Annotated in this window: 7 protein-coding genes; 2 read left to right on the top strand and 5 right to left on the bottom strand. The window is 63.4% G+C overall.

The window, feature by feature from the left end:
• Nucleotides 1-34: 34 nt before the first annotated feature.
• From ACP7D4_RS08375 to ACP7D4_RS08365, 3 genes are all read right to left on the bottom strand, one after another.
• Entirely contained in the window at nt 35-529 is a 495-nt protein-coding gene (locus ACP7D4_RS08375; RefSeq protein ID WP_426208599.1) for a DUF6702 family protein, read from the bottom strand.
• Complete coding sequence (locus ACP7D4_RS08370) at nt 526-2,886, bottom strand: M1 family metallopeptidase (RefSeq protein WP_426208597.1); 2,361 nt, start codon at nt 2,884-2,886, stop codon at nt 526-528. Before ACP7D4_RS08370 ends, ACP7D4_RS08375 begins: the two co-directional genes overlap by 4 nt.
• A gap of 67 nt (nt 2,887-2,953) precedes the next feature.
• Complete coding sequence (locus tag ACP7D4_RS08365) at nt 2,954-5,296, bottom strand: M1 family metallopeptidase (RefSeq protein WP_426208620.1); 2,343 nt, start codon at nt 5,294-5,296, stop codon at nt 2,954-2,956.
• Between the two features lie 154 nt (nt 5,297-5,450).
• Between ACP7D4_RS08365 and ACP7D4_RS08360 the strand changes: the two genes are divergently transcribed.
• Together ACP7D4_RS08360 and ACP7D4_RS08355 are read left to right on the top strand one after the other, a co-directional pair.
• On the top strand, nt 5,451-6,542 hold the full coding sequence (locus ACP7D4_RS08360) for an HD-GYP domain-containing protein (protein ID WP_426208595.1): 1,092 nt from the start codon (nt 5,451-5,453) through the stop codon (nt 6,540-6,542).
• 179 nt (nt 6,543-6,721) lie between these two features.
• On the top strand, nt 6,722-8,968 hold the full coding sequence (locus tag ACP7D4_RS08355) for a CHASE domain-containing protein (protein WP_426103416.1): 2,247 nt from the start codon (nt 6,722-6,724) through the stop codon (nt 8,966-8,968).
• A 144-nt stretch (nt 8,969-9,112) separates the two neighbouring features.
• On the opposite strand, the gene ACP7D4_RS08350 is transcribed toward ACP7D4_RS08355, so the two are convergent.
• Nucleotides 9,113-9,952 carry a phytanoyl-CoA dioxygenase family protein gene (locus ACP7D4_RS08350; RefSeq protein WP_426103399.1) on the bottom strand — a complete coding sequence of 280 codons (840 nt, stop codon included), beginning with the start codon at nt 9,950-9,952 and terminating at the stop codon, nt 9,113-9,115.
• 178 nt (nt 9,953-10,130) lie between these two features.
• Entirely contained in the window at nt 10,131-13,412 is a 3,282-nt protein-coding gene (locus ACP7D4_RS08345) for a carboxypeptidase regulatory-like domain-containing protein (RefSeq protein ID WP_426208594.1), read from the bottom strand.
• Between the last annotated feature and the right edge of the window lie 79 nt (nt 13,413-13,491).

Genomic DNA, 13,491 nt, shown 5'->3' with positions numbered 1-13,491 from the left:
TTTTTACGCCAGGCCGTCCGGGCATGGCCGGTTTTTACTTCAGGCGCCGTTCCTGCGTGGTGCTGTCGAAGGAGAGCGATTCGGTCACGCCGCCACGCGTGATGTTGACCGTGTTGGCCTGGCGCGGCATCACGTCCATCAGCACCGCGTCATGCACCTGGGCGATGCGCGAGAGCGGCGTGGCGGGCAGTTCGCGGTAGATGATGACGCTGTCAACGCCCACCGTGATGCCCACCCACTGCAAGGGCAGGCGCGCCTTGTCCTTGTCCAGCAGGTAGAAGCGCTCCTCGATGTACTTGCGCAGCAGCGCTTCGTCCTCGGACCGGGTCATGTCGACCGCTCGCCCGGCCTGCGCGGCGAGCAGGGCGTCGAGATCGTGCGCCATATAGGTGTGGACCACTTCCACGCTGCCGCTCTGGGGGTTGAACGCGATGTCGGCCAGGCCCGCATGGAAGCGGTGCGCCCACGCCGGTGCGCCGGCGCCGCACAGGGCGCAGGCCAGCAGCAGCGCGCTGGCGAAGCGCTTCACTTGCCATCCTTGGGTTTGGCCAGCGGCGTATTGAAGTCTTTCATCAGGTCGTCCTTGCCTTTTTCAGTCTTGAACAGCTCCAGGCGCGACGGCGTGATTCTGCGCGGCCAGGCGTTGTTGCTGGTGTCGATGTCGGCCGTCTCCCAGTACGGGTCTTGCGTCAGGCTCACCATCGGTTCGTCCGTGACGATCAGCTTGGTGATCTTCTTGCTCGAATAACGCCACACTTCGGCCGGAATGCGCTCGATATATTTTTTGCCGGATTTAAGTTCAATTTCCAGCACCAGCGGCGTCACCAGGCCGCCCGAATTGGAAAAGTCGACCAGGTACAAGTGCTTGCCCTGCTTGAGCAGCGCCTTTTCCCATGGGTCGAGCTCGGCCATCGCTTCCTGGTACTTGTTGCGGTCCTTGTTGGTGACGGTGAATTCGTCATGCTCGTTATAGAAGTCCTTCAGTTCCGGATGGGCGTCGACGCGGCGCGCCATGCCCTTGTTGCGCTGGGCCGAGAGCGACTGCGGCTCGGCGTCGCGTTGCGCTTTTTTCCAGGCCTTTTCAACGACCGGGTCCTTGCTGCTCACGCCATATTCGGTGATGCCGTCGATGCCCACGTCGACCGCGTCGGTGGTGTAGAACCAGCCGCGCCAGAACCAGTCAAGGTCGGTGCCCGAGGCGTCTTCCATGGTCCTGAAAAAGTCGGCCGGGGTGGGGCGCTTGAACTTCCAGCGCTGCGCATATTCGCGAAAGGCGTGATCGAAGGCGGCGCGCCCGAGCACGGTCTCGCGCAGGATGTTGAGCGCCGTGGCCGGCTTGGCGTAGGCGTTGTTGCCGCGCTGGGTGACCGAGTCCGAATTGGTCATGATCGGCACCTGGTTCTTGCTGCGCATGTAGTCGGTGATCGCGCGCGGCTCGCCGGTGGTGTCCGGATAGTTCTCTTCCCAGGCGCGCGTGGCGAGCATTTCGAGGAAGGTATTCAAGCCTTCATCCATCCAGGTCCACTGGCGCTCGTCGGTGTTGACGACCATCGGAAAATAATTGTGGCCCACTTCATGGATGATCACCGAGATCAGGCCATACTTGGTGCGCTTGGGCCAGGTGACTTCGCCGGTCTTTTTGTCGCGCGTGGGGCGCGGGCCGTTAAACGAAATCATCGGGTACTCCATGCCGCCCACCGGTCCGTTGACCGAGATCGCCACCGGGTACGGGTAGTCGAAGGCGTACTTGTTGTACTGCTCGATAGTATGCACGATCGCCTGGGTCGAGTACTTTTCCCACAGCGGGTTGCCTTCCTTCGGGTAGTACGACATGGCCATCACGTCGGTCGCGTCCTTCTTGAACCCTTGCGCGTCCCACAGGAACTTGCGGCTGCTGGCAAAGGCGAAGTCGCGCACATTGGCGGCCTTGAAGTGCCACGTCTTGGTGCCGGCGGCGCGCGTTTTTTCGGCCGTTTGCGCTTCCTGCTCGGTGACGATGACGACCGGCTTGTCGCTCGTTCTGGCCCGCGTCAGACGCTCGCGCTGCGCCGCCGTCAATACCGCCTCCGGATTTTGCAGCACGCCGGTGCTGGCGACGACATGGTCGGCGGGAACCGTCAGCTGCACGTCGTAGTCGCCAAATTCGAGCGTGAATTCGCCGTCGCCGATGTACTGCTTGTTCTGCCAGCCGGCCACGTCGTAGTAGGCGGCCATGCGCGGGAACCACTGGGCGATCTCGAACAGGTCGTTCTTGTCGGCGTCGTCGAATTTTTCGTAACCGTTGCGCCGCCCCAGCACGTTCATTTCGGGGATGTTGTAGTTCCACGCCACCTGGAACGCGAAGTGCGCGCCCGGTTTCATCGGCTGCGGCAGGTCGATGCGCATCATGGTCTTGTTGACCGTGTACTTGAGCGCATTGCCGGCCGCGTCCTTCAAGGCGGTGATGTTAAAGCCGCCGGCAAACGTGCGGCTTTCCAGCAAAAAGCGCAAGCCTTCGAACTTGACGCCGTCAGCGGCGCTGCCGCGGCCCCACGCCTCGCGCGAGGGCAGGGTGGCGCTGCTTAGCCGGTCGGAGTCGCTGCCGCGCACCATGTTCTGGTCCAGCTGCACCCACAGGTAAGAGAGCGTGTCGGGCGAGTTGTTATGGTAGGTGACGGTGCCTTCGCCCGTGATGCGGCGCTGCGCCTCGTCGAGCGTGGCGCGCAACTGGTAGTCGGAGCGCTGCTGCCAGTAGGCGTGGCCGGGCGCGCCGGACGCGGTGCGGGTGTCCGACGGCGTGGGCAGCAGTTCGTCGAGCTGGCGGAACTTGTCTTCAAACGGCTCGGCCGCGTGGGCCGAGAGCGTGATGCAGGCGGCCAGGCTGGCCAGCAGGTGCTTCTTGAACATGACGACTCCGATTACTCTGTTTACCAGGTGACTACTGGGTGACTGCTGGGTGACGACTGGGTGACGATTACTTCGTGGCTTTGAGCGGGGTGCGGAAGTCCTTCATCAGGTCATCCTTGCCTTTTTCGGTCTTGAACAGCTCCAGGCGCGACGGCGTGATTTTCCGCGGCCAGGCGTTGTTGCTGGTGTCGGTGTCGGCCGTCTCCCAGTACGGGTCTTGCGTCAGGCTCACCATCGGCTCGTCGGTGACGATCAGCTTGGTGATCTTCTTGCTCGAATAGCGCCACACTTCGGCCGGAATGCGCTCGATGTATTTTTTGCCCGACTTGAGCGTGATCTCCAGCACCAGCGGCGTGACCAGCCCGCCCAGGTTGGAAAAATCGACCAGGTACAGGTTCTTGCCCTGCTTGAGCAGCGCCTTTTCCCAAGGCTCCAGTTCGGCCATGCCTTCGTTGTACTTGTTGCGGTCCTTGTTGGTGACGGTGTAGTCGTCATGCTCGTTGTAGAAGTCCTTCAGTTCCGGATGGGCATCCACGCGCCGCGCCGTGTCCTTGTCGCGCTGCTCGGACAGCGACACCGGCTCGGCATCCTTCTGCGCCTTTTTCCAGGCTTTTTCAATTTCCGGGTTCTTGCTGCTCACGCCGTATTCGGTGATGCCGTCCACGCTGACGTCGACCGCGTCGGTGGTGTAGAACCAGCCGCGCCAGAACCAGTCAAGGTCGGTGCCCGAGGCGTCTTCCATGGTTCTGAAAAAGTCCGCCGGCGTAGGGCGCTTGAACTTCCAGCGCTGCGCATACTCGCGAAAGGCGAAGTCGAACAGCTCGCGCCCCAGCACCGTTTCGCGCAGCACCGTCAGGGCGGCCGCCGGCTTGGCGTAGGCGTTGTTCCCGAACTGCAGCAGCGACTCCGAATTGGTCATGATCGGGACCTGGTTCCTGCTGCGCATGTAGTCGGCAATCGCGCGCGGCTCGCCCCGGCCTTTTGGATAATTCTCTTCCCATGCGTCGGCGGCCAGCTTTTCGAGAAAGGAGTTCAAGCCTTCGTCCATCCAGGTCCATTGGCGCTCGTCGGAATTGACGATCATGGGAAAATAATTGTGGCCCACTTCGTGGATGATGACGCTGATCAGGCCATACTTGTCGCGCTTGGACCAGGTCAGCGCGCCCGTCTTTTTGTCCTTGGTCGGGCGCGGACCGTTAAACGAAATCATCGGGTATTCCATGCCGCCGATCGGGCCGTTCACTGAAATGGCGACCGGGTAGGGATAGTCGAACGCGTACTTGTTGTACTGTTCAACGGTGTGGATGATGGCCTGGGTCGAATACTTTTCCCACAGCGGATTGCCTTCCTTGGGGTAGTAGGACATGGCCATCATGTCGGTGCCGCCCTTTTTGTAGCCCTGCGCATCCCAGATGAACTTGCGGCTTGACGCAAAGGCGAAGTCGCGCACGTTGGCCGCCTTGTAGTGCCACGTCTTGGTGGCGCTGGCGCGGCTCTTCTCGGCGTTGGCGGCCTCCGCCTGGCTGACGATGATCACCGGTTTGGAACTGGTCTTGGCCTGCTGCAAACGGTCGCGTTGCGCCGCGCTCAACACCGCTTCCGGATTTTGCAGCACGCCGGTGCTGGCCACGATGTGGTCGGCCGGGACGGTGATCTGCACATCGTAGTCGCCAAACTCAAGCGTGAATTCGCCGGCGCCCAGGAACTGCTTGTGCTGCCAGCCATACACGTCGTAATAGGCCGCCATGCGCGGAAACCAGTGGGCGATCTCGAACAGGTCGTTCTTGTCGCCGTCGAAGCTTTCAAAGCCCGTGCGTCCGCCCTGGATCTTGGCGTTGTTGATCTTGTAGCTGAAGTCGACCGCGAACACCACCTGCGCGCCCGGCTTCAAAGGCTGGGGCAAATCGATGCGCATCATGGTCTTGTTAATCGTGAACTTCAAGATCTGGCCGTCGGCGCCCTTGACCGCGGCGATGTTAAAGCCGCCGTCGAAGCTGCGGTTTTCCAGCAGCGAGCGCATGGTCTCGAAGTGCACGCCATCATCCGCGCTGCGCCCTTTGTCCCAGGCATCGCGCGCGGTGATGGTGGACGAGGTGCGCGCATCGGCGTCGGGCGCGAACACATTCTGGTCCAGCTGCACCCACAGGTAGCTGAGCGTGTCGGGCGAGTTGTTATGGTAGGTAACGGTTTCGGTGGCGCTGATGGCGCGCTTGGCTTCGTCGAGCGTGGCGCGGATGGCGTAGTCGGCGCGCTGCTGCCAGTAGGCGTGTCCCGGCGCGCCGGCCGCGTTGCGCACGGCATTGCCGGTCGGGATCAGTTCGTCGAGCTGGCGGAACTTGTCGTCGAAAGGCTCGGCGCCAAAGGCTGAAAAGGTAAGGCACAGGGCCGCGAGGCCGATCGGCAAACGCATCATAAGTTACCTGACTCTATGGAAAATTTCGATCAAGCATTCTAAACGTACCTATTAAGCAATTGACTCGCGGAATTGTAAAAAAGCTGAAACATCGCACGGCCGGGCGCGTTATGATCGCTGTGGAATATGCATATATGGGCAAGGGGAATGGATGGATAGTGATTTCAAGGCAACGGTGCTGGTCGTCGATGATGCATCCGACAAGCTGTTGCAAATGGAGCAATTGCTGCGGCAACGCTACCACGTGAGGCTCGCGCACAGCGGCGCCGACGCCCTCCACCTGGCCCGGCAGGCGCCCCATCCGGACCTGGTACTGCTCGCCATGGACCTGCCCGACATGGATGGCTTTGCCGTCTTGCGCGGCCTGAAGAGCAATGTCGCGAGCGCCGATATTGCGGTGATGTTCCTCACCGCCGGCGAGCCAGTGCGCGACGACGAGGCGCGCGCGCTGCGCGAGGGCGCGGCCGACATCATGGCCCGTGCGTCGGCGCCCGGCACGCTGCTCGCGCGCGTGGACACGCACGCCGAACTGCGCGCCGCGCGCCGCATGCTGGGCGACCGGCAGCGCCACCTGGCGCACTTGGTCGCCGAGCGCATGCGCGAAGCGGACCAGATGCAGGACGCGATCATCATCGCGCTCGCTTCGCTGGCCGAGTCGCGCGACCTTGACGCCGGCAACCACATCCGGCGCACCCAGCATTTCGTGGCGGCGCTGGCGCGCGAACTGCGCTTTCATACGTGCCACTGGGCCGAGTTGTCGGACGACAATATCGCGCTGCTGTTCAAGGCGGCGCCGCTGCACGACATTGGCATGGTGGGCGTGCCCGACGCTATCGTGCGCAAGAGCGGCAAGCTGACCGGCGCTGAATTTGAACAAATGAAACTGCACACTGTGTTCGGGCGCGACGCCATCGCCGGCGTTGCGCGCACGCTCGGCGCGAGCAACGCTTTCCTGCGCTACGCCGGCGAAATCACCTATTCGCACCAGGAGCACTGGGATGGTTCGGGTTATCCGCAGGCGCTGGCGGGAGCGGCCATTCCCCTGTCGGCGCGCCTGATGGCGGTGGCCGACGTGTACGACGCCTTGATTTCCGAGCGTCCTTACCGGCCCGCCTTTACGCATGAAACGGCGGTCGAACTGATCCGCCAGGAGCGCGGCGAACACTTCGATCCCGATGTCGTCGACGCCCTGCTGGCAATTGCGGAAAGCTTTAAAAGCATCGCGCTGCAGTTCCAGGCGTAGCGGGGCTGAACTGGTGCGCCGCCACCGGGCGGATGAGATTTCTGAAGGTCAATATGCTATAGTCATTCTGCATGGTCGGGCGCTGCCTGGCTGCCAGGAAAGGTGGAGCGCGACAGATGCGGACACAAGGGTTTCTCGCGTTTATAGTCGGGATTTGCCTGACCGCATGGACGTGCGTGATGGTCATGGATGCGCAGCAGGCGGCCGTTCGCGCCACGTTCCAGCGCGACACCGAAAAGGTGGCCAGCGACACCAATGTGCGCCTGCAGATTTACTTCGACATGCTGCTCAGCATCAAGGGCACCTTTGTCATCAACGAAACGATGGACCGCGCGCAGTTCACCAGTTTCGTGCGTGAACTTAACCTTGCCCAGCGCTATCCCGGTTTCCAGGCGATCCAGTTCGTGCGCCACGTGCCGGACGCCGACCTGGCGCGTTTCACCGCCGCCGTGCGGCGCGACAAGTCGCTCGACCCGGGCGGCTATCCCGAGTTCACGATCCACCCGCCGTATCCCGGCGGCGAACACTACATCATTGAATACACCGAGCCCTTGAAGGGCAATGAAATTGCCTTCGGCCTCGATTTGGCGGCTTTGCCGCCGCACCGCGCCGCGCTCGAATCAGGCCGCGACAGCGGTTTGATCGTCGCCACCGAAAGGATCACGCTGGTCCAAGACGCCGCCCGCCAGCCCGGCTTTGTCGCGCGCGCGCCCGTGTACCGCAAGAACATGCCGCTCGACAGCGTGGCAGCCCGGCGCGCCGCGCTGGTGGGCTGGGTCGCGATCGTCTTCAAGGTCAACAACTTGATGCAGGAAGTGATCGATCCGGCGCTGCTGGACCAGCTCGCGTTTCGGATCCACGATGCGGGCGACCTGGCCGACGGCGCCAATATGCCGGCGCGCGAGGCCAATCTGATGTTCGACAGCACCGGCGCCAGTGCGCCGGCCATTGCCGGCCTGGTGGCTGAAAAGCGGCTCAATGTGGCGCAGCGCCAGTGGGTGGTGCGCTTTACCGCCCTCGCAGGCGGGCGCTACGGACGCGACCTGACGCCAGTGTTGATGATTGCCGCCTGCGGCCTGCTGGTCAGCGCCCTGATCGGCGCCTTGCTGATCGCTTCGCGCCGCAGCCGCGATCTGGCCGCGCAGGTGCGCGTCACGCTCGACGAGCAGCGCGCCTTCCAGGACAGCGCCAGCGTGGGCATCGCTTTGTTTGCCGGTGGCGTGATCGTGCGCTGCAATCGGGGCATGGAAGAGATGTTGGGATACGCGCAGGGCGAACTGGCGGGCCGGCCAACGGCGGTGCTGAGCGGGACCGCGCCGCCCGCCGCCGACGCCTTTGCGGCCAGCGCCGCCAGCCGGCGCTGGCAAAGCGAAGCGGAACTGGTGCGCAAGGACGGCAGTGCAATCTGGTGCCTGATCAACGGCAAGGCGGTCGACGCCGCCAACCTGGCCGAAGGCGGCGTGTGGGTGATCCAGGATATCAGCGACCGCAAGAGCACGGAAGCGGCGCTGGTGGACGCGCGCGACGGCCTGCAGCACAGCCTGACCGAACTGGCGCGCCAGAAGGCCAATGTGGAGTCGGCCCACGGCGATTTGTCGACCGTGCTGGCCACGCTCAAGCAGGCGCAAACCAACCTGATCACCTCCGAAAAGATGGCGTCGCTGGGTTCCCTGGTGGCCGGCATCGCGCACGAATTGAACACCCCGATCGGCAACAGCCTGCTCACGGCAACGGCGCTGGACGACATGGTCGCCGACTTCGAACGCAAGTATGCGGGCGGGGGCGTGAAGCGCTCGGCGCTCGAGGCGCTGCTGGCCGACAGCAAGCTTGCCTGCGGCATCATGACCAGTTCCCTGCGCCGCGCGGCCGACCTGATTACTTCGTTCAAGCAGGTGGCGGTGGACCAGACCAGCGACCAGCGGCGCCGCTTCGATTTGTCCGAAGTCATTCGCGATACGCTGGCCACGTTCCACGCGCAGCTGCGGCGCGCCAACTGCGAGACCCGGGTCGAGTGCGCCGGCACGCTGGTGATCGACTCGTATCCGGGCGGCGTGGGCCAGGTGCTGTCGAACCTGATCAACAACGCGCTGCTGCACGCGTTTGAAGGCCGCGCCAAAGCGCTGATGGTGATCACCGTGCGCGCCACGCCCGACGACGAGATCGTACTTGTTTTCAGCGACGATGGCGTGGGCATGCCGCCCAAGATTTTGCACCAGGTGTTCGACCCATTTTTTACCACCAAGATGGGGCAGGGCGGGTCCGGGCTGGGAATGAATATCGTTTATAACATTGTCACCGGCATGCTGGGCGGGAGCATCGAAATCGAGTCATCGACCGAGCGCGGGACCAGCGTCACGATCAGGATGCCGAGGATGGCGCCGGATCGGGAGACGGACGGGGCGGAGTTGAATTTGCTGTTGATGTAGACGAGATTCACGCCGGCGCCTTGCAACGGGTACTGTTGATATGCTGCGCACTGGCAGGGACGTAGGTCGGAAAAGCGGGCCGCCCAGGCCTTCGCTTTTCCGACCTACGGCAGTTAACTCTTTTGCGCCAGCATCGCCGCGACCTCACATGAAACCGCGCACCGGAAAGGCAATGTCGCGCTGGATCCAGTTTTGCGGCGAGTAGGCCGCGCCGGCGTCGGTCGCATGCAGCGTGTAGGCGTGGCGCGACACCGCCGAGCGGTTCGGCGCGCTGTAGTGCGGCAGCAGGCCGTGAAAACACACCAGCGTGCCGGCCGCCGCTTCCAGCGCGCGTGCGCGCGCCGTGTCGGGCCAGGGCGTGCTGTCCAGCTTTTCCATCCGGATGTCGTCGCCGTTGCGCACGAAGCGCTCGCGCATCGGGCTGCGGTGCCCGCCCGGCTCCACCCACAGGCAGCCATTGTCGACGGTGGCGTCTTCAAGCGCGAACCAGAAGGTGGTGACGGTCACCGGATCGGTGTCGAAAAACGTCGCGTCCTGGTGCCAGCCCACTTCGCCGCCAATGCCTGGCTGCTTGAAGATGTACATCGACTGCCACACCTGCGCATTTTTCAAGCCCAGGTCGCGCGCCACGGCAGCGAGCCTGGGGTCGCGCGAAAAGGTCTCGAAGACCGGGTCCAGGTCGTGCAGCGCGTGGCCGATTTTATTAATCGAGAGCGACTTGTCCTGGCGTAGCGCGCCTTGGGCGTCGAAGGCTTCCTCTTCGAAAAAGCAGCGGATGGTATTGTCGGAGCGCAGAAAATAATCGTCCGTACTCTTGAGCTGGTCGCGCGTGGTGAAAATCGAACGGTGTTCGGTGGGGTCGAAATCGTCGACGATCTCGGCCGCGCGCCGGCGCAGCGCGGCGATGGCATCCATGCTCTTAAAGCCGGGAATGACGACATAACCGTCGGCCTCGAATTGGGCGCGTTGGTCGGGACTGAGCATGTGGTGTACTCCTGGAGACGATCATACTTATATTGTAGGCCGGCGATCAGTGCATTGCAATTAGCCAAACGGTTGACATATTGTCGCCATTTGGCTGATGATCGGCGCGATTGCCAGGTCGAGCAATACCAGGGCGGGCCGCCCTGGTACGCCGCGCCGGGCGACCGATGGCCATCCTTTATGGCAAGGCGATCTTGGTCATGCCCGGCTGGTCGGTCTTGATCAGGTAGCTGACCACGCTGTAGTTGTCCTGCTTGGTGGGATCCATGATGTACTGGCTCAGCACGCCGGTCTGTCCCCACGCCGTCAAAAAGCCGAACGACAGTATGTTGGTCAATGGCACGTTCGGCAGCGTAATGGCGCCATACGTGATGCGCGCCGCGCCAGTGGCAGCATCATAGCTGCGCACCGTGCTGCCCTCGAGAACCATGATGGCATCGCAGGCCAGGAACGCGCTGTCGACGGCTGCAATTGGCTTGTGGACGCAAGCAATCAGCCTGCCCCCGGTCAAGGTTTGCACGCTGCTGCCATCGCTGTTGAGCGAGACGACAGAACCATTCACGTCAAGCCACAAGCGCTCGCCACTGCGCTGCGCTGCGTACGCGAAACCGCCCTGCGGCGTCGTGTAGATCAGCTGCGGCGTGCCGCCGGTGAGCGGCACCGACAGCAGCGCTCCCAGCGCGCCGTTCAGCACCACGCGCGTTGGCGTGACCGTTTTGGCACTGGTCATGCCGTTGACCGTGGCAACCGCGTTCACGGCTTTGGTGCCGGTCTGGTAGCGCAGCAGGCGGGTTGACGTGGCGCCTGAGATGGCGATGACGACATCTTGCTCATTGGCGTAGGTGGTGCTGCCCAGTGTTTCCCCATCGGCCAGCGTGGCGACCGTGGTCAGCGCCACCGGCGCGGCAGCGCCGAGGTCGACCGCGTAGACCTTATTGCCCGAGGCAAAAATCCAGTGGTTGGCCAGCGTGGCGTCGTCATCAAACTCAAGGTCATTGCCAGGCAGTGCGAACAGCGGGACCGGGTTGGTGAAGTTGGCATTCAAACGCTGCATCTGCACGCCATTGCGTACGATCCAGCCGGTCAGGGCGCCGGTCGGCGAGTGGACGGTGGCAACCGGCAGCAACACTTCCAGCGGCGCTTCCAGCGGGCCCATGTTGGTGCGCACGGCATAGTACTTGTCGTCTTCGGTGCCGCACGCAGCATCGGGGCCGCGCTTTTGGTAAATATGCCAGGTCAGGTTGACGTCGGTGACGTCGCCGCCGGTGGAGGCGTAGCCGGACCTTCCATCGCACAGGTCGACAGACGTGATTGACGAGACGCGCACTTCCGCCGGCAAGCCGGTGACACCGATCAGGTCGCGCCGGACCAACTGCTGATTCTTCCAGAACAGCATGCCGCGGACGTGGATGTTGCTCACCAAGTTGTTGTTCAGTTGCCCCTGCATCAAGTAGTCGGCAACCTCGCCGGCGCCTGCCGGCCAGAACGGAACCGCTGCCCCGCCGCCAACAGGGATCGCGCCGTAGCCAACCTGGCCGTTCACGGTGATGCCCGTCGGGAACGCGAGGTGCAGGCCGGCCACCGAGGAAGCCTGGCTCACCGTCAAGGTGGCCGCCGCGCTCAATACCGTGCCTTTGGCATTGGTGATCCGGACCGTATAGCTGGCGCCATTGTCGGCCAGCGTGGTGGCCGGCGTCTGGTAGGTGGCGGCGGTGGCGTCGGCAATCGCGCTTGCATTGCGCAGCCACTGGTAGGTGAATGGCGCGGTGCCGGTGGCAACCACGGCAAAGGTGCCGCTCTGGCCGACCGCCACCGAGGTGCTGGCTGGCTGCACCGAAATTGCCGGTGCGACCGCTTCGGCCGTTACGTGCAGCACGGCGTTGCTGCTGACCAGGGTGCCGGCGCCATTTTTGATGCGCACGCTGAACAGCGCGCCGTCGTCGAGGGCGCTGACCGGGCCGAGCATCAGCTTGGGCCCCTGGGCGCTGGCGATTTCAACGCCGTTGCGCAGCCATTGGTAGGTGAGCGAATCGCCCTGTGCCTGCACGGCAAAGCTTGGCGTGGCCCCGGTCAGCACGCTGACTTCTTGCGGCTGCGCCGTGATGAAGGGCGCAATGACTGCCGGCGCCACCGTGACGGTGACGGTGGCGCTGGTCACGCTGCCGTGGGCATTGCTGACAATCACGTAGTAGCTGCCACCGGCGCTCGCGTTGCCATACAGGGTCAGGTAGCGCGAGTCGGTCTCGACCAGCGTGCCATTGTGGTACCACTTGTATTGGGCGGCGTTGTTGGCAATCACGCTCAGCGTCGTCATGCTGCCGGGCGCCAGCGTCAGGCTGGTTGGCTGCACCACGATCACCGGCGGCTTTTGCGCGATGACCAGGCAAGCTGGCAATGTCAGGTCGGTCACGCCGGTGGCGACAGTGACGCTGTCGCCGTCCGCGCCGCTTGAGGCGCCCACCTGTACCTGGCTGCTGCGCCGCGCCGCCACCGAAAATTTGCCGTCGGCAGTCGTATGCGCGTAAGCGGTGCCGAAGTAGTCGATGCCTTCGGAGAGCACGCTGGCGTCGATCGGCTGGCCGGCCGAATTGACCACGCAACCGTGGATCATGACGGTGTCGTAAGGCATGTCGGCATTCCACGTCGAAAAGTGCGACACCTGTCCCTCGTAATACTGCTGCGGCAAGTTGCCGGCCAGCGCAGCGGTCCCTTCGCGCACCCACAGGCCGCTCGATTCCTTGAAGTAGTACAGGGGAATGGACAGCGGCGGGCTCTTCGCACCTTGTGGCACGGGAATGCGGATCGTCGCGCTCTTGCCGGGCGCCAGGTTCAGCATGGCGCCGGCGGCGTCGCGCAACGCCACCTGCAAGGCGCCAAAACTTTCAATCGGCGCCGCTTCGCCTTGCGCGCGGTAGTTGCCGGGCATATTGAGCGCACTGATGCCCGGGTCAATCGGCGTCATTTCGACCGAGACCGTGCCGCTGACGGGCGCGCCGGTGGCGGCGGTCACAAAACCGGCAGCGGGCAGCTGCACTTGCGCGGCCGAGCCGGCCAGCACCACTGTGCCGCCCGTTGCCGCGTTGATGTCTTGTTTGGCGGCCACTTTTGCCAGGCGCCGGTCGGCGCTGCTGGTCTTGCCGTTTGCCACGTCGACGGTCGCGAAGTTGGCCGCGTAGTTTGCCTTGGAAAATTGCACGACCACTTGCGTGCCCAGCGGCACGCCGGCCAGGCTGTAGGCGCCGTTGGCGTCGCTGGTAACTTTGAGGCTGCCGATCTTGACGTCGACGCCGGCAATTGCCGCACCGGTTTGCGCATCGGCCACGTGGCCGCTGACAATGCCGGCGTTGGCTTGCCCGGACGGCGTATCGTTATGGTTGCTGCCGCCGCTGCAGCCGCTGACGGCAAACAGGACGGCGCTGGTGAGCGTCAAAGCACGCAAGGCTGTCGTAAATGTAGGCATGGGAAAGTCTTTTCGATGTCGCGTTATAGGATCTGTTTGAAGGGAATAATCAAACAACACCCGAATCTTAATATCAAGA

The organism is Massilia sp. TWP1-3-3, assembly GCF_049897805.1.
In the GTDB taxonomy this organism is placed as follows: Bacteria; Pseudomonadota; Gammaproteobacteria; order Burkholderiales; family Burkholderiaceae_D; genus Telluria_A.
Note: the sequence above shows the minus strand (reverse complement) of the source record. Positions and strands in the feature narration are given on the sequence as shown.